Origin of the sequence: Methanobacterium sp. BAmetb5, assembly GCF_003491305.1 — an archaeon.
Taxonomy (GTDB): domain Archaea; phylum Methanobacteriota; class Methanobacteria; order Methanobacteriales; family Methanobacteriaceae; genus Methanobacterium.
The window spans coordinates 315195-334354 of the sequence record NZ_CP022706.1 but is presented as its reverse complement, the minus strand read 5'-3'; the positions used below and the strand labels follow the sequence as shown (position 1 = coordinate 334354).

The 19160-nt window shown below is 33.5% G+C and carries 14 protein-coding genes; 8 read left to right on the top strand and 6 right to left on the bottom strand.

Annotated features, from left to right (window positions below; translation table 11 throughout):
- Window positions 1–5 precede the first annotated feature (5 nt).
- The 4 genes from CIT02_RS01610 (at window position 6) to CIT02_RS01595 (ending at window position 10278) form a co-directional block, all read left to right on the top strand.
- Entirely contained in the window at window positions 6–2636 is a 2631-nt protein-coding gene (locus CIT02_RS01610) for a hypothetical protein (protein WP_292613408.1), read from the top strand.
- A gap of 247 nt (window positions 2637–2883) precedes the next feature.
- Window positions 2884–4827: a HEAT repeat domain-containing protein gene (locus tag CIT02_RS01605; RefSeq protein WP_292613407.1), complete on the top strand. Its 1944-nt coding sequence runs from the start codon at window positions 2884–2886 to the stop codon at window positions 4825–4827.
- Entirely contained in the window at window positions 4787–6013 is a 1227-nt protein-coding gene (locus CIT02_RS01600) for a tRNA-guanine transglycosylase (protein WP_292613406.1), read from the top strand. The genes CIT02_RS01605 and CIT02_RS01600 overlap by 41 nt, the downstream gene beginning before the upstream one ends.
- A gap of 26 nt (window positions 6014–6039) precedes the next feature.
- Window positions 6040–10278: a hypothetical protein gene (locus tag CIT02_RS01595; protein ID WP_292613405.1), complete on the top strand. Its 4239-nt coding sequence runs from the start codon at window positions 6040–6042 to the stop codon at window positions 10276–10278.
- Here the strand turns inward: CIT02_RS01595 and CIT02_RS01590 are convergent.
- Entirely contained in the window at window positions 10275–10772 is a 498-nt protein-coding gene (locus tag CIT02_RS01590; protein WP_292613403.1) for a hypothetical protein, read from the bottom strand. The genes CIT02_RS01595 and CIT02_RS01590 overlap by 4 nt on opposite strands.
- Window positions 10773–11012: 240 nt before the next feature.
- Between CIT02_RS01590 and CIT02_RS01585 the strand changes: the two genes are divergently transcribed.
- Complete coding sequence (locus CIT02_RS01585; protein ID WP_292613401.1) at window positions 11013–11801, top strand: exodeoxyribonuclease III; 789 nt, start codon at window positions 11013–11015, stop codon at window positions 11799–11801.
- Window positions 11802–11920: 119 nt separating this feature from the next.
- Here CIT02_RS01585 and CIT02_RS01580 read toward each other — a convergent pair whose 3' ends face one another.
- Entirely contained in the window at window positions 11921–12700 is a 780-nt protein-coding gene (locus CIT02_RS01580) for a class I SAM-dependent methyltransferase (RefSeq protein WP_292613399.1), read from the bottom strand.
- Window positions 12701–12807: 107 nt separating this feature from the next.
- Window positions 12808–13254, bottom strand: a complete 447-nt coding sequence (locus CIT02_RS01575; protein WP_292613397.1) for an N-acetyltransferase — start codon at window positions 13252–13254, stop codon at window positions 12808–12810.
- A 378-nt stretch (window positions 13255–13632) separates the two neighbouring features.
- On the opposite strand from CIT02_RS01575, the gene CIT02_RS01570 reads away from it, so the two are divergent.
- Window positions 13633–14661, top strand: coding sequence for a virulence RhuM family protein (locus CIT02_RS01570; RefSeq protein ID WP_292613395.1), 1029 nt, complete (start codon window positions 13633–13635; stop codon window positions 14659–14661).
- 133 nt (window positions 14662–14794) lie between these two features.
- Here CIT02_RS01570 and CIT02_RS01565 read toward each other — a convergent pair whose 3' ends face one another.
- The gene (locus CIT02_RS01565) at window positions 14795–15238 is read right to left on the bottom strand and encodes a hypothetical protein (RefSeq protein ID WP_292613393.1); all 444 of its coding nucleotides are present in this window, start codon (window positions 15236–15238) and stop codon (window positions 14795–14797) included.
- Between CIT02_RS01565 and CIT02_RS01560 the strand changes: the two genes are divergently transcribed.
- A complete protein-coding gene (locus tag CIT02_RS01560) occupies window positions 15197–15484 on the top strand; it encodes a hypothetical protein (RefSeq protein ID WP_292613391.1) in 288 nt (95 codons plus the stop codon). The genes CIT02_RS01565 and CIT02_RS01560 overlap by 42 nt on opposite strands.
- Here CIT02_RS01560 and CIT02_RS01555 read toward each other — a convergent pair.
- Window positions 15432–15887 carry a hypothetical protein gene (locus tag CIT02_RS01555; RefSeq protein WP_292613389.1) on the bottom strand — a complete coding sequence of 152 codons (456 nt, stop codon included), beginning with the start codon at window positions 15885–15887 and terminating at the stop codon, window positions 15432–15434. The genes CIT02_RS01560 and CIT02_RS01555 overlap by 53 nt on opposite strands.
- Window positions 15888–15994: 107 nt before the next feature.
- On the bottom strand, window positions 15995–16564 hold the full coding sequence (locus tag CIT02_RS01550) for a nucleotidyltransferase domain-containing protein (RefSeq protein WP_292613387.1): 570 nt from the start codon (window positions 16562–16564) through the stop codon (window positions 15995–15997).
- Between the two features lie 192 nt (window positions 16565–16756).
- Here CIT02_RS01550 and CIT02_RS01545 point away from each other — a divergent pair, with 192 nt between their 5' ends.
- Window positions 16757–19072, top strand: a complete 2316-nt coding sequence (locus CIT02_RS01545; RefSeq protein ID WP_292613385.1) for an ATP-dependent helicase — start codon at window positions 16757–16759, stop codon at window positions 19070–19072.
- Window positions 19073–19160 lie beyond the last annotated feature (88 nt).

Below are 19160 nucleotides of genomic sequence, written 5' to 3'. Positions count from 1 at the left end.
AGTAAATGACTAGTATCTCCAAAATACAAAGTTCAATGAAAGCCCTAACTGATAAAAAAACTGAAAAATCGATTATAACGCGTAAAATAAATGATTTAAAGCTTCAAAAAGATATATTGATTAAAGAATTACCCACGTTAGAAGAAGAACTGTCTATTTGGCAAAATGATATATCAAAATTAGAAAAAAATAATCAAAGTGTAGATGAACTTAATGTATGGAATGATGAAATAAAAAGTATTGAATTTCAGATTGAAAAGATAAAATCAGACATAAAAGAGAATTCCCTTGATTTTAAAAAGGAAAACAATATTGAATCAAATTTAAAGGATGAAATTGATAATTTAATATTGGAACTTAAAACCCAAATTTTTGAAATATTAAAGTCTGAAAATTTGTCTACGGAATATAACAAAAATGAGATTATTACTCTAACTGAAATCCTTAAAACGGTATTAGAATCCAATTCCAATCTAAATATCGAGGATTTCATTGAAATTATTTCTAATGAAGGAGTCAATATTTCTTTAAATTACTTGGAGATAATTAATCAAGTATTTGGAGAAAAATTAGTAATTTTACCTGAGGTAATCTCTAAATTTATTTCTGATTATTTGAACGATTTAAAACCGGGTAATGTGCTTGATCCCTGGCCTTTAAACGGTTTTATGTCAAAAAGTTTATTAGAACTTAAAAATAAGGATATAATTACACTAAAAACTAATTCTACTATATTAAAAAACTTAATTAACACAGAATTTCAAAGCAACAGTGAAATCAAAAAATCATATGATTTTATAGTAGGCTGTCCTCCAATTGATAACTTAATTTCTATCAATGATGATTTAAAAGACATAATATCTGACGATATTGCTTCCATAAATTTTATTCATATGGCTCAGAAAATCAGTGCTGAGGGTGAAGGGCTATTTATTTTAGAACCTGATTTTTTACTTAAACGAGAAACCACATCAACATTTTCTAATTTAAATGAATTTGGACTATATATTAAAGCAATTATTGAGATTCCTTACATATTAGCTCCGGATGAAACAGATAAAATACTATTAATAGTATCAAAAAAATATCACAATGATATATTTGTTGGTACGCTAAGCCATGACTACGATGCAAACAAAATTCTCAAAAATAATCTAATTTTAAGAAAACTTGGAAAAATTCCACAATATGGTTATATAACTACTTTAAGTTCATTTTTTACTTTTAAATCATTCTATGCTCAAATTGAATCATTAAAGATTAGTGAAAGTTCAAATTTCAACACCAAATCGTTTTCTAGCGTAGTAAAAGAAGTTCAGATACCATCAAAAAATTGTGAAACTGAAGTACAAGTAAACTCATTGTTTTTACCTTTAGACGAAAACTTCAAAGTTGTAGTTGATAATGATAAAATCGTGAATACAGATTATTTGCATCTGATTTTAAATCAAAAATGTTGTCTTGCCGAATATTTAGCAAATTATATTAATGATACCCTTTTAGGGCAGAAAATTAGAGAATCAATAACAATTGGCAAATATACACCAGCTTTATTTGATGATCTTATATCGAATACAGAAATTTATTTACCGGATTTAGACTCTCAAGTTGAAGTTTTAAGAGTTGATTCTATAATAAGTGAAATAACTGCCAGAGCAAACAGTTATAGAGATCAATTATGGAAAAACCCTGATGAATACAAATTAATCACTGAACATGTTGACGCATTAGACGACAAAAGGGAATATCATTTTGAAAAATGGCTTGAATCATTACCTTATCCCTTATCTTCTATTCTTTGGGAGAGTTTCAGAACTTCAAAAGCAGATTTAAAAGTTAGATATCTTCTCCACTTTTTTGAGGCTTTTTCAGAATTTAATGTGATTATTATGTTAAGTGGTTTAATATCTGATGATAGATTCTTCAACCGTGAATTTTATCGCTGCACACAATTCAATCCAAAGTTCAAAAATTGGTATTATCATCCTAGTTTCGGAAATTGGAATTTTTTTGGCAGTTGCCTTGCAAAAAATCTTCGGTTTATTTTAGGGAAACAATATAAACGAAACCAATTATTGAACATTTTTGGGGCTTATAACCCTGTATTTATTGAAAAAATTAGTTCGTATGAATTATACGAAATTTTAAATGAAGTTAGCAGGTATCGAAATAGTTGGGATGCACATGGACCTGTAGTTTCAAAAACTGAATATGGAAATAGATACAAAATTTTAAGGAATTCTATCTCTAAATTGTATAATTGTATCAATGATATTTTTAAAGATAATTTGTTAGTTCTGCCATTAGATAACACATTTAATGATAGTATTTATTATTACACTGCCAAAAAATTCATGGGTTCCAATAATCGTTTCATAAGTATGGAAATTGAATCTATGAGTCCAATGGATTCTAATAATATTTATCTTATTATGGACAATAATCGAAAACCAATCAAGTTATTACCTTTACTTAAATATTACAAAGATACTTGTTATTTTTATAACTCTCTGGTTAAAGATGAATATAAAACACAATTTGTGTCTTACCATAATAAAGAAAAACCTCAAATATTCTGTCCTTCAATTGAATTAGATGATTTTTATTCTATTTTTGAAAGAGATACCTACTACTAGTCCCCTGATTTAATTTGAGTGATATTAATTGCTAACATTAAAGAATATTGTTATCATTTGTAAATATTTTTAATTAATATTAATAAATGTTGCTATTAAAAACATATGGAAAAGGATATCTACCATATTACAATATTAATAATTAAACAAATAGTGGGGGCAAAATATTAGAAAAATAAGGCATAGATCTAATCCTAAAGTTGATTCTAGTTCCGGTTTTGCTAAATGCCATGAATGTGGTAAACTTATGGCGAAATCAGACTTAATTGATTCTAAATATTGCAAAGATTGCTACGATAAAATCAATTTAGCTAATAAATTATCTTTACAACGCTGCTCATCTTGCCATGAATATTTTGATCCATCATCATCAGATGATCCCTATCACTGCTCAAAATGCGTTGAAAAGATGAGAAGATGCATTAATTGTCATAAAAAATTTATTCCGGATAGTAAAATTATTTTATGTCCTGTATGCTACAGTAATATCGTAAAAACATGCCAGATATGTAAAAAAGATTTTGTCCCTAAATCTAGATATCATAACTTATGTCCTAAATGTCATAATAAAATTAAAAATCCTAAGAAGTCTACCCCGACTAGATCCATGGCTGAAGATAAATCAGCTGAGGAAAAAACAATAGAACTTCTGATCAAAGCACTTGATGATCCTAATAATCAGGAGAATGCTAAAAAAACTTTAATTGAATGGGGTAATTCATCAATCGACCAAATTATTCAAAATTTAGGAACTAAAAATAAGAATAAAAGAGATATATTAATTGAAATATTATGCGAGATGAAGCCAATTGCTGTTACTAAATTAATTCAAGTTCTAAATGATGAATACTATCAAGAGGAGTATTTTATCAAAACAGGTTGTGTGAAGGCTTTAGGATTAATAGGAGATAAAAGAGCGGTTGAAACATTGATCGTAACTTTGGATGACTATGATTCTTTTGTAAGAAGCAGTTCTGCTAAAGCTTTAGGATTAATAGGGGATAATCGAGCTGTTGAACCTTTGATAGATACACTTGAAAATGATATTGACTCTATCGTCCGAATTGCATCTGTGAACGCATTGGGTAAATTTGAAGACATTAATACGATAAAGCCAATAGTTGAAGCGATGGAGGAAGAATATTCTTCAAATTTAACTATTCATTGTTTAAAAACACTAGTTGATCTTGATGAAGAAACAGCTGTGACCTATTTATGTAAAAATATTGATAATAGTCAAAAAGAAATCGCATACTTCTCAATTGAACTACTTAGTTCGCTAAAGGGAGATGAATATGTGGAAAAAATACTTAATTCCTGTAAAACAAGGGAATTAAGCAAAGATGAATTTTTAAAATTAGTGAATAATCTATTAAATGAAGATCTTGATATTAGGATGGAAGCTGTTAAACTTTTAGGAGATAGTAACAATAAAAGGGCTTCGAAATATCTGCTTAAACTAATTGATGATGAGGATAATGAAATAAGATTAGAAGTTCTCAAATCACTGGGTAAACTTAAAAACCCTGAAACACTTGATGTTTTAATAAATACATTAAAAGATCGTGACACATCCGTACGTTGGGCTGCTGAGGAAGCTATTGGGAATTTTGATCAAGAAGCCATACCAAAAATATCCGAATCTCTTAAATCAGAGGATGATGTCTTAAGATATTATTTAGTTGCTATTTTAGGTGAAATTGAGGATGTAGATTCTGAAACTCTTTTACTTAGATCTTTAAATGACCCTGATATTGATGTCAAAATAAAGACCATAGAATCTCTTGCCAAAATAGGCACAGAAAGGTCTATAAATCCACTATTAAATTTATTAAATGATGAAAATTCAAAAATTCAACGCATTTGTTCTTATTCTCTAGTTAAAATTTGTGAAGAAAATGATTTAATTCGTTTAGAATCTATTCTGGAAAATGAATATCAAGGTGAAAATAAAGCTTTAGAAGATATTATTAAAAAAGTATACTCAAAAATTGAAAAAATACAAGCAGCTGAGAAATGTAATGAAAATGAATCTAAGATACAAATAAATGAACCAGATACAACTTTTACAACAGATAAAAAGACAAAACAATCATCTGAGACTACTCCTCCTGAAGATCCTTTAGAAAATATGGCTGAAGATATAGGAGATGACCCATTTGCAATCCTTGATGCAATCAAAAAAAAGTGAATCGTATCCAATACCTGATGGTGATTTATTGAGCTATAATTTTGATTTAAATTATTTAGAACAATATCATTCTAACTTAAACTTCAATATTCATTATAATGATAAAGAACTATTCTCTCGAAGAGGTGAAGCATTAATTAATAATAGAAAAATCCAAACACCTGCATTGTGGTTAGGGCATGTAATGGGCGGACGTCCACATCCTTGGAAATTTTTAGATATAAAAACTATTATTGTGAATGCAGCAGATATTCTTAGAACTAAATCAAATACAAACTCAATTTGTGAAAACGGAATTCACAAACATCTCGATTTTAATGGTGCTATATTAATGGATTCTGGTGGCTTCTTATTCCAAAAAAAAGATGATTTGGATATCGATCCATTATTGATAATCGATTTATACGAAAAATCTAAACCTGATTTAGGGGTTATTCTAGACCATCCTTTCAATCCTTCTGAAACTAATAAAGCTAATCAAAAAAGATGGAAAAAAACACTAGAAAACACGAAAATAATGGTAAAAAATAAAGGAAAAGTCGATTTAATGCCTGTTGTTCATGGATATAATCCCAAAGAGTTAAAAAAAGCTTGTGATGATATTAAAAAGATTATCCCCGAACCAACTATGGTAGGTATTGGTAGTTTAGTTCCTTTATTATTCAGAACTAACGGTACAAAAAGATTCAAAGATCCAATCAAATTTGTTATCGATGCTATTAGAATTGTACAAGAAGAATTCCCTAACTCTTTTCTGCATGCTTTCGGAATTGGAAGTAGTAAAACAATGCATTTAATGTATTCATTAGGTGTTGATTCTCTTGATTCAACCAGTTGGAGATTAAAAGCAGCTTATGGTGTAATTCAGTTACCTGGAGTTGCAGATCGTCACCCTTTATCACGAAATAACGGACGTTCATTTCTAAATGAAAAAGAAAAAAAATTACTAAATAAATGCCAATGTCCTTCTTGTAAGAATTTATCCATTAATAAAAGATTGAACACATTAAATGATCAATTTTCCGCAAGAGCTATTCATAATGCTCATGTTTTTTTAACTGAACAAAAGAAGTTCCAAGATAAAATCAAAAATGGGAAAACTAAAGATTTTACTCAAAAACGTTTAAATAGTGGAATTTTTCTTAAAGCTTTTAAATATATCCTTGAAAAAAAAGAATTCAATTAAATCAAACATACTTAGGGGTTTTAACAATGGAAACTACTGCAAAATTCAAAAGATTTCCTCCAATTAGTGGTGTTACATTTTCAGGTAATGAAAAAACTGCAATTAAAAGCAGACTTTCAATAGAAGAAGAGATTAAAGATTCTATTAACTATTGTAAAAAAGAATCAGAGGGAGTGGCTGCTAGATTTATTCTAGGTGATTGGGGCGAAGGAAAAACTGATACCTACGAAAGAATTATCGAACCATATATAACAAATTCTGGAGATTATCTTTTCTTTCTTTCGGCATCACGTTTAGCAAATTCATATGAAAATGAAACTATAATGAATTTTGCTAAATTCTTACTGGCAAACCCTGACAGATTGTTAATACATCTGTTTAATGTTATCAAAGCAGATTCTAAATACAATGATTTAATACCGGAAATGAAAGAAAATCCTAAATCATTTCTTAGTAGAACGTTGGATAAATTATTAAATAATAATGATAAAAAAATCTTTATATTTATTGATGAATTCGAAGAACTACTATTATCTCCAAAAACTCTCAAAAAAGTAGTATCCGGTATTAAAGAATCTATCAATGGAGATTTCGAAGTTGAATCTTTAGGTAAAGATGGGGAATACAAAGACCGTTTGCACTTTTTCTTATCTTGCACACCTGACGCTTATTATAAAATTCAAGTTAATTATGATTTTATAATGCCTGGTTTCGATAGAAGAGTGGGAAAAATACGATTAACTCAAATAACTAGAGAAGAGGGACTTAAATTTTTGATGGATTTGATTAATTATTCTTATACTTCCAACGATGGTGATTCGCCTACACTACCAAATAATCTACCCATATCTAACATTTCAGTATTTAATACATTATTAAGAGTCAGTCAGAGGAATATGGGTAATTTGACTAGTTTATTCACTGAAATATTTAAAAGTCTCGTTGTTGACGACCAAATCGAAATATTAAACTATTCTAATCTAATAGATCAATTAAAACGCCATGAAATTACTGCCTATGGTGGACAAACACCTTGCATTGATAATAACTACGATCGTGTTATAAAATATTTGGAAGAATCTTGCAGTACACAAAATCAAGAAATATGCAAAGAGATTTTTAGATTAATTATAGGAGAGTTAAAACCTAACTCTTTAAATTACATTTCACAAATTATTTCAGAAGATAATCTGTCAGCCCAAAACCTGATCAAAAATATTAATCAAGAAATTAAAGAAAACGACAAAATTGAAAATGCTATAATTAAAGTTGCACCATTATCAGCCACTAATAATTTAGAGGATTTACTAAACAAATTATCAAAAGAAAAATACATCAAAGAGAATAAAACTTTTTACATACAAAAAATAAAGTTTTCTGAACCAATTGAGGACTTTAAGGAAAGAATTATTTCTTATGAATTAAATGAAAAAAACAATTTAATACCTAAGGTTTATTTGCCTATTGATAAAGAAGATACAAAAGCATTTTTTGAAGGCTTAATTGAAGATGATGAAGAAGCAATTCTTTTAAGCGGCATCTTTAAAGAATTTGTTGAAGATGAATATGCTTATTTGGCTAATGAATCACTGCTAAATCTAATTTATCCAACACCTATACCTCTAGATACTGCTTATTTAACTAATGAAGAAGAAAAATTGAAATTATGGAGATACTTATCACACAATCTCAATGAAGAATATGAAAAAAATATTTTAGAAGCCTTTTATTTGTTTATGGAAAAATCAAAAATATTTGAGATCAATGAACAAATAAATTCTAGAATACAATTGATTGTGCCTGAAACTAATACCAAGATTAATACGAAGATTTTGCTTGTTAATGGAGATGTGGAACCTAATCACATCAATGAGGCTAGTGCAATTTTAAGTAAAGATTTAGCCACAAATTTAGTACTTATTTTACATAACGGTGAATTCACGGAACAAGCATACGATGAGTTATATGATCAGAAATTGGGTCAGAATGATAAATATCAAGTTATGGGCATTCAACTTCATCATTCTCTTGCCAAAAAACTTTTGTTTGGTTTGAAAGCGTTGCAAAAATTTGAAAAATATATTGATAAGGATTTATTTGAGGGTGTTTGCCAAGAGAAAATTGAAGAATTAAATCTTAAATCTAAGATTAATACTTGGATTGATTATCAAATTAAAAAGGGTCTTGTAATAAATCAAATTAAATTAAAAAATGCTCGTGACCCTAAAACTTTTGCCGATGGACTTAAATTATATTTAAATTATGACGGTTCTCATACTCCTGATGAAATCCACAGTCTAAACATGGATGGAGTTTTGTTATTTAAAAGATATGGAAGTAAAGGTTTCATAGCATCTGATTTTGAAGATGGGTCTGGTGAAATCACCAAAGTTTCGTTAGATTTAGCTAATAATGGTTTTTTAATTGAGAGTGGAGACAAATATACTGTTACCACTAACCCTGTAGAAGATAGAATCTTTGAATTTATTAAAAATGCAGGTGGCAAATTGAGTTTAAATGATTTGAAAAGCTATTTCATAATTCGAGACAGAAATGAACGTGCCTTTCAAGATGTTTTTATAAATATTATGGATTATAAAGGCATTATTAGATCTAGGCCTAAAAATGATATAATTGAAATTAACAGTATTGATTCTGCATTTGAAGATTTAAATAAACTTTATAGCGAATATAAAAACAATGTGAATGATGATGAATTCAGAAGATTCGGACATTATTATATTAAAAAACAAAGAGCATCTAAATTAATCGTTTTTGATGAATTTGATGAATTTATAACTTCTACTTTCAAAGAAGCTGAGTCCTCCAATGATTTATTAAAAATTAATATTTGTACCAAAATTTTAAAACATTTTAATAATAATTTCTTGATTGCTATTCAAGAAGCTTCCAAAGCTGCACCTACTTTAATGAAAGAGATAAATGAAATAAAATCTGAATTAGATGAATCAATAGATGACGTGATTAATAGAAGTGTTATGTGGTTAAAATATAATTTTAAAAGAAATGATATTGTTGAATATAAGGGTTTATTAGAAGATTTTGATGACTTGAACAATCTTTACTTAGAAAATTATTCGAAAGAAGATTTGTTAAACAAGATTGATGATATTGAGATGAAATTTAAACGCCAATATCCCGATGAATATGCTAAAAAAATGCTTGAAATTTTTGGATTTAATAAAGATAATAGTACACCCCCATACTTTAACATAAAGATTTATTTATTAAAAGAAAAAATGGAAAAAATTTCTGAAAAGGCTTCAGAAATTAAGGATAGTCTTGACAAACTCTGTACAAAATTTGAAGAAATTGAAACCAGACAAAATGAATTAGAAGAAAGATTAGAAAAAACTAAAAAAACCGTTAATGAAAAGAATAAATTAGCTTTTTATATGTTTAAACAACTAGAAGAAGCTAACATAAATCATAAACCTGATGTTAAAACTTCTTCTGAAATTATAGATCTATCCTCATTATTAAAATCTTCTGAAGATTCAATAAAGAAAATTGGTGATAGAATAAGTCTAGTTATCACGTTCACTAACTTAATTGAAAATATCAATGATGCAGAAAAAGATTTTTTAAAAACTTTGCATCAAAAAAAGGAAGATTATATAATTTATGAAAAGATAGGCGATACAAAAAACTTCCAGGACGATATAAAGTTTTTTAAGGATAAAATAAATCAACTTGAAGTTAATTATGAAGAAATCGACATGAATGAGCTTAGAAAAGATGTAAAGAAAAGAAAAACACTAGTAAAAGATTTAAACTCTTGGACTCATACTCTTGACATAGCTTCTGATGCTATTTCTAGTGAATGGGAAGATTATCAAAAGAATAATCGTGAATATGTATATAAAATTCAGACACAACTTGATATCCTTAAATCAGACGAATTTAGTGAAGATCAAGAGGCATTAATTAAGTATGGCGTCAAAAAATTAATTCAATACAGTAAAGTTGACATGTTAAATTCTGAATTTACCGCTTCTAAGTTAGATTCAATGAGAGAAAATCTCAATAATGACGTAATGGAAATAATTACTAAAATTTTACCCCCCAATGTTAGAGATCTTTTATTGAATCTTAAATCAATACATTCAGAGTGGATTACATTTGAGGAAATAGAATCAATTGCCAAAGAGAAACTTGGAATGGATCAAAAAAGTCTAGATGAATCTGTGAATATTTTAATAGATAAAGGTTATATCAAGCGAGGATTATCCCTAACACTTTAATATTCCTCCAATATTTTTATTTTAGATATGTAAAATACAGGTAATTCAGAATACCATAAAATTTCAAAATATGGAATTGATTGTAATGGACTAGGATAATAAAAAATTAGCTCTTTAAAACCTTGTTCTAATATTTTATCGCGAACGACCAACCCTAAATTAAACTTATCATCCAAACTCAGATTACTAGGATGAATATCATAATAGTCTAGGCATTCATCTCTCATATGTATCCCATATTTGTCAGAAATTATCCCATAATCTAAATTAAATAAATCGGTATATTTATAAAATAATTTGTTATATCGGCCAACATAAAAATCTCGTGGGTATCCACGTGATTTAGAAGATTTGGTTTTGGAACAAGAAGTAGACCATAATGCTCCATCAGGTATATTATCAATATGTTGAATATATTGAAACTTATAATCATTACAGAGTACTTTGACCCATTCTTTAGAAGCAGGTATTTTTGGGGGTTCCTTTATTTTCATAATATCTTTAGACATCCCTATTTAATAATTGAATAGTAATAATGTAATGCTATATGAATTACCAGATAAATAATTTAAGGTAATTTAAGGCTATTTAAGGTTTAATAATTTTTTCGGAGCGAATTATACAATGAATTTAGATTATAATCTAAATAAAAAAGATATCAAAGAATCATTTTATAATGAATTTTTATGACAATAGGGTCCTATAATTTAATATCTTTAAATCAGGAGAAAAACATGACAACTGATATTCTATCATGGAACGTAAATGGTCTCAGAGCACGATATAGCAATCGACAGCTTGATTGGTTACAAGAGGAGAGCCCCGATATATTCTGCCTGCAAGAAATTAAAGCCACCGAAGATCAGGTAAAAGCAACTCTAGATGGATTCGATGATTACTATTCCTTTTATTCATCTTCAACTGTAACTCCAGGTTTTAGTGGAGTTGCTATTTACTCTAAAATTAAGCCCAACAAGGTTGTTGATAGTTTTGGAGATGGGAAGTACAAGGAAGAAGGCAGAATTCTATTAGCAGAATTCGATGATTTCATTCTTTTAAACATTTATTTCCCTAGTGGTGCGAACTCTGATAAAAATATCCAGAACAAGATGCTCCATCATAAATTAATGTTTTATGATAGGTTTCTAAACCTAACTGAATCCTTATCAACTTCAGGTGAAAAAGTATTGATTTGTGGGGATTTCAACATTGCTCATAAACACTTGGATCTAGCAAACCCTAAAAAGGCATCTAAAAAGCCGGGATTTCTGCAAGTAGAACGAGCACTTATTGACAGATTAATAGCCCAGGGATATACCGATACATTCCGTGAGTTTACTCTGGACCCCCATCACTATACTTGGTGGAGTAACATGTACAATCTCCGAGAAAAAAATATAGGAATGCGTTTAGATCACTTCTTTGCCACTCAAAATCTTAAAGATAGCATTAAAGATGCATACACCCGTCCTGAAATCATGGGATCTGACCATTGCCCTATAGGAGTTGAAATTCAACTCTAAGTTTTTTTTAAGGTTTTAATAGAAGGATCATATCTAAAAAATTGAAAAAGCCACTAAAGAAAGGCCAAGAAAAAATATAAAGATCTTAGATCATGACTGCTTGTTAGAGGCAGTCATTATTAGATTCTTTTCCCAATATAAAACACATACCCATAATATGCTTTATATTTGTCGTATAACTCTGCTTCATATTGCTGATAGGCTATAAAGTCTTCTGCGGATTTATTGCCCTTATATTTTTCTTTTTCCAGTAAAGATTCTTGCATTTGGGGGTGCTGAACTTCATAATAATATGTCCAACAGGCTTCGGGGACAACAAAAGTCGCAATGGGAAGATAACCTGCTTTTTCCATTTGAGCAACCTTGTTGGATATGGTGTCTATTTCGGGATAGGCTTCTTGCCAAAAGTCCTGAATTTCGGTGGGTCTCTCTTGGGTAAACCAGGTATTTTCGGTAACTGCGATATATCCTCCTGTTTTAAGATATTTTCGCCACTCATTTAATCCACGTTCAAATCCAATGTTATAAATCGCACCTTCCGACCAGATCAAGTCCAATTCTTCTTCTTGAAAGGGAAGATCTTTCATATCACCGGTGACACCTTTCACTCTATCTTGAAGATTTAGGTTTTGGGTGTTCTGGTTAAATTGGATGATAAACTCCGGAAATAAATCAACACCGATAATCTCACTGGCTGTGTTTTGCGCCAACACCATGGTTTGACCGCCTGTTCCGCAACCAATATCGGCAATTTTGGATTTAGCGGTAAGACCATCTATAAAACTCAAAGCTTTGAGGGTTATTTCGGGACTTCCGGGTCCTTGCCGTTCTGTGTTTCCAAAATAATCATAAATAATATTCAAGTCAAATTCGTGAATCGTTTGGTTTTCGTTGCTCATAAACTAATCCCCTATTTGTCAAATTTTCCGTACTCATCACCCTGCTTGCCCTCTAACGGTCGCGGTTTAAACGTTTTATTTCGTTGGTAATACATTTCCTGCTATTCCTATAAATCCTTTTTAAGATAAATCATATCCACCAGTTGGATGTCACCCTCGAAAATAGGGTGGTCATAATTGTCGGTAAAGAAATTCTTTACTCGATATGACTTTTCAAACCCACAACTTTCATAAAACGACAAGATTGCAGGGGTTTCGCCGGTCCCCACCAGCATTGTTTGGTAGTCCTTTTTATAAAAATCAGAAATGAAATTTATCAATGCTCTACCGTACCCTCTGCCTTGATATTTCTCGTAGGTCGCTATGTTTTTCAACTCGCAGTTTCTGCTATTTATGGGCACTACAACACAAACACTTTTCAAATCATCGTCGTATAAAGCAAACAAGTCTCCACCTGGCAAATACTTGTCAATCATATCTTCCTGCTCGTCTGCCAACAACAGTAAATCCAGGAACTGTTTTTTATTTTCGGTAATTTTTTCTATTTTCATCATATCTTTGTTGTTTCCTAATCTGTCAAGTTTTATTTTTCGAGGTATCTCCCCTCATTACTGCTAATGATTAATCTCAAATGCCCCTATTGTAGGATAATCCATGTTATTAGTTTTTGTTAACCCCTTATAAAAACTAAATCATGTAGAGAAATGGTAAAACCTGAACTCACTGTAGTTTTTGACCCTTAGTTAATTCTTTTTTACTTCTCAGACACTCTCCAGGACAAACTATCAAAACTTTTAATGATCATAGTAAAATACACACATACCCTAATCATTAGATGAAAACTAAAGATGGGGATAATTAGTGAAGTTATAAACAATTCATGAGGGTTGTTTGGTGCAAAACTGGAGTAGATATTTTTAGGGTTGAGATCTATGGCCGAAGATCAAAAATTAGAAAAAAATAATATAATTCTTTACAAGGGTGATGAAGGGGCGGCAACCATTGAAGTTCTTTTAAAAGACGACACCATGTGGTCCACACAAAAAACAATGGCCGAACTTTTTGATGTTAAGGTACCTGCTATTTCTAAACATTTAAAAAATATTTTTTCAGAGGGGGAACTAGTTGAAAAATCAGTTGTTTCCATTTTGGAAAATACTGCCAGCGATGGGAAAACATATCAAACCAAGTATTATGATCTTGATGCAATCATAGCAGTTGGCTACCGCGTAAACTCCAAAAAGGCAACTGATTTCAGAATCTGGGCAACAGAAACATTGAAAAAATACATTACCAAAGGTTTCGTCTTAGATGATGAACTTCTAAAAAACGGTACTCGCTTTGGTAAGGATTATTTTGATGAATTACTGGAAAAGGTCCGTGAAATCCGGGCCAGTGAACGTAGATTCTACCAAAAAATCACTGATATCTATGCACAGTGCAGTTTTGATTATAATAAAGATGCCGAGATTACCCGAACCTTCTATGCCACGGTTCAAAATAAGCTTCACTGGGCCATCACCCACCACACTGCAGCAGAAATCATATCAGAACGAGCTGACAGCACCAAAAAGAATATGGGCCTCACCACTTGGAAGAATGCACCAGAAGGTAAAATCCTAAAAACAGACACTGATGTAGCTAAAAACTATTTATCCCCAAAAGAGATTTCAGAATTGAATCGTATCGTTAACATGTACCTGGACTATGCCGAAAACCAGGCAGAAAGACATAAACTAATGTCCATGGAGGACTGGTCATCAAGGTTAGATGCATTCCTTAAATTCAATGAATACGATATTCTCGAGAATCCCGGGAAAGTTTCCCAGGCAGTAGCCAAGGAAATAGCCAATAAAGAATTTGAAAAGTATCGAAAAATCCAGGATAAAGATTATATCTCTGATTTTGACAAAGAGGTAGCTAAGAAATATTTGGATAAAAAAGGGAATGGAAACACTTAAATTTCTTTTAACAAAGAGATCTCCAAATAACCTACCGGTACAGAGTGGTTTTATAGGTTGAATCACAAACCGCGCATTATTATGTGGTATTCTTCATTTATAAAAAAATAATAAAAAAAAGGAAATTAAAGGTTTATTTTTTAATCTTAGGTGCTATTAATCCACTTGCCACCATCAAAACAGCCAGTACCAGGTAATTCACTGGTGTTCCGGTACTCTTCAGAGGTACGGTTCTGGTGGTGCTGGCGGCGTTTACCACCGTGCCCTTAGAACCATTACCCTGCACACTAAAGGAGAATATTCCAGTAGGGTCCAGGTTACTGTTGAAAGTGCCGGATCTTATCACTGGTTTAATGGTAAAACTTCCCCCTACCGGTGATATCACGGTTAAGTTCAGGTAGGGATCTCCCATGGGTACTGAGTCCAGTATCCAGGTTAACATCCGGTTGTTAGCATTGTAGCTCACACTTCCCGTGTCTACCTGGGCACCCACGTAGTTCAGGCCTTCCGGTAATTGGATGTTAATGACCACGTTTTGGGCAGTATTTGGTCCCTTGTTTCCCAGTTTATACTTCAAGGTGAATGGTTCGCCCGCCACAGGATTGGCTGGATCAGAAGTCCCTTCCAGGTAGAGGTAACAGGCGGGTTAACCAGCAGGTTAAATGAAACTGTCTGGTTATCGGTGGTGGCGTTAACTGAACCAGAACTCGTTGCCGTGGGCGTGAAGATCGTGTTCACCACACCATTAACCGTGGATAAATTAGCCGGGTTTAAGCTTCCAATATCACTCTGGAAGTTAACCGGGGTTCCATCTGGAATATGACATTTACCGGGTCGATTGGTGTGAAGATGGTTCCATTGCTGGCATTGTTGAAGCTAACTGTAACGTTACTGGTACCGTTAGAATATATGGGTGAATCAGCGGTGATGGTCATGTACAGCCAGGTACTAACATCCACTATGCTGGATTCATTACCAATGAGTACTGAAAAATCGGGATTGTTGGTTCCCCACCAGTTAAGGGTGGTATTAATAAAACTGGAACCTTCCTGGATAAAAGCACTGTAGATAGCAGCACCATTATCAGCGGTGTTGTTAACCAACCGGTTGAAGTTAACTAGCATATCACCACCAAAATTGCAGATAGCACCACCATAGTCGGCAGTGTTATGGATGAAGGTACAACCTGTCACCTTATTGAAATGCCCAATCATAATCGCTTTCATCTAAGATTTTCCTAGCGGTATTAACATCTCTCCTAGCCAAACTCAAAGAGTTTTGTACTCTGCGAAAGTCAGGTAATAATTTCTTAATGTAACCCTCTTTTTCAAGGTTATCCAGCATTTATTTCACCTAAAATTATGATTTTGGGTTCATGGAGTATTTCTTTAATGAAAGGATCATTATTATGGATTTTTTCATGATATTCCTCATTGGATAATATGATGTAATTTATTTCACGGGATAACTTTCTTTCCAGTGTATTAAATTCAGTTATTAGGGCATCCTCATCTATATCGCCCACCATAAAAACGTCAATATCACTGCCGGGTCCGGCCTCTTTAGTAGCGTAGGATCCATAAATGAAAGCTAGTTTAATCTGACCCCATTTTTTCACATTTTCCTTTAACAATTGGGCCACACCTTCAGTTTTCATCACCATACTGTAAAGTTCATGGTAAAGATAAAATTCATTATCTACCTTAAAATATTTTAGATTTCCCGCTTTTCTACTAGTTAAAAGACCAATATTCTCCAGATTGCTGAGTTCCCTCCTAACGGAGTTTATGTTTTTATTTATTTTCTTGGTGATTTCCCGGACATACAACTCTTCACCAGGATTCAGCATGAAAAGGGTGATAATTTTACTCCGGGTTTTGGATGTGAAGAGTTTACTTAACATGAATAAAAAATGTATTCGATTGTATAAATAATTTATTCATTAAATATTAAGTTTAGTAATATTTTTATTATTAAGGTGAAGGTGATATAAGCAATTTTCTATCCTAAAATCAAACTCCCTGCAAATAATTTTATTATTAACATCATACCAACATAGATTATCATTTTATCTTGTAAAATGGGGAGTTATCACTTGATATCATGGGAAACATATCAGAATATAGTAATTGGGCATTTACACCGGAAGATAAGCTCTGCTGATAATCCGGATCAACACCAGGCCATCAGTGCTTCCACTGGTGAATCTCAGTTTCTGGTGGCCGGGCCGGGTAGTGGGAAAACCACGGTCATGGTGTTGAAGATACTGAAGTTCATATATGTGGATGATGTGCACCCTTCTTCTATATTGGCCACAACCTTCACCAGAAAGGCTGCTACCGAGTTACGCTCCAGGATCCTTTCATGGGGGGATGAAATACGTCAAGTACTCCTGGACCTTCCGGACTTTAAAGAGGTACATCCATCTCTAAGGCACCTGGACTTCAACCAGATTACCACTGGAACCCTGGACAGCATATCCCAGGACATACTGAAGATACACCGCGCCCCTGGTTCAGCACCACCAGTGGTTATCCAGGACTTTGTAACCAACGCCCTCATGCTCAAGGTGGGCCTCTTCCAGGAAGAAAAACACCACAACGAGGAACTAAAGGAATATCTAGTTCAGCTCCGGGGAGGTAAATTCGGGTTCAACACCAATGAAATGGCCAGACAGTTACTGGAGATAAAAGACCGGGTTTACTACGACCAGGTGGACTGGGATAAACTCCGCCAGGAAAAGGAGAACCAGCACCCCGGCTTTGATATGGCCCATCAAGCCATAAACCACTACCTCCAGGAACTTAAAAAACGGAGCCTCTATGATTTCGCCATGCTGGAAGCAGAATTCCTGGACCAGTTAAAGGAGGGTAAACTGGACGACTTCCTGGAAGGTTTGAAACTTATCCTGGTGGATGAGTACCAGGATTCCAACCTCCTCCAGGAGCAGATCTATTTCCAGCTGGCACGAGCAGCAATAAATAACGGGGGTAGCATGACCGTGGTGGGGGATGATGACCAGTCCCTTTACCGGTTCCGTGGTGCCACCGTGGACCTTTTCACCAGTTTCCAGGAACGATTCCAGCAGGAAATGCCCCAGGCACCCCAACCAAGGGTTATCTACTTATCCCAGAACTACCGTTCCACCAGTAACATTGTCCAGTTCTGTAACCAGTTCGCCCAGCTGGACCAGAAATTCCAGGAAGCCCGAGTTAGGGATAAACCAGCCATTAAACCAGAAAGAACACCACCACTGGCTGAGTTTCCCATACTGGGAATGTTCCGGGAGGACGTGGAAACACTGGCCACCGACCTATCCAGTTTCATCTGGCAGGTAGTGTGTGGAGAGGGATACCAAGTACAGGACTACGTGATCAAGGTGAACCCCGATGAAGGTTCACCCACGGATCTATCCATTCTTTTAAGCTCACCCCAGGAGCAGGCCTACAAGAACAAGAAATTACCCTATTACCTCCGGGAGAAACTTAAAATACCCATTTTCAATCCTCGCGGCCAGAGTTTAGAGAAGACCTGGGAGGCCAAGGCCCTCTGTGGACTCATGTTAGACTGCATTGATCCGGAGTGTGAGATACAAAACTCCATCGAAAAATTGCCATTCACTGCCACGAAAAACTTCAAATCCTGGCGGAAAACTGCCCGGGAATTAGTGGAAACCAATCCCGAACCAGCAAATCCCCTATCACTAAAACAATTCGTTACTGCCTGGCAGGGGCGTCGCCCTCTGGGACGTAAGACTTGGAAGAGGGATGTTCCCTTACTGGATCTAGCATATAAACTGGTGACCTGGATACCCACCCTGCAGGATGATGTGGAAGGACTGGTTTACTTGGAGGCCATCACCCGGACCATAGCCGAAACTGCCCTTTTCAGTAACTACGGTGGGGAACTGGTTTTCGATAAAAAATTCCCGGAACTGGAATGTTACTCCATAAAGGAAGCCTACTGGAACATATTCGTACCCCTGGCCAACGGGGCTATAAAGGTGGATGAGGGATTACTGGACACCCTGCCCGATAACCGGATCAATGTCATGTCCATCCACCAGTCTAAGGGATTGGAATTCCCCCTAGTGGTGGTGGATGTGTGTTCAGATTTTCGTAACAATCACCGTATGAACGCCTTCAAACGATTCCCAGATGATGGTGGTAAATCCTGTACCATGGAAGATGAGATACGTTCCTGCTCCCCCTTGGGACTACCCCAAAGAACCGGACGGGACCGGGCCTTCGATGATCTAATCCGGCACTACTTCGTGGCTTACAGCCGGGCACAGGATGTATTACTATTAGTAGGGTTAACCACCTATCCCGATATTCCCAACGTGGCCACGGGCTGGACCAGGAATGAGGCCTGGCCCTGGGATGGTCTGGAAAACTTGGTCCTGATCTAATAATAATATTTATATCTAAATAAGTATTATATTAAGGATATGAAAACCTCCCATGCAAAAAGTGAAATTTTATCATCTAAAAAATCCA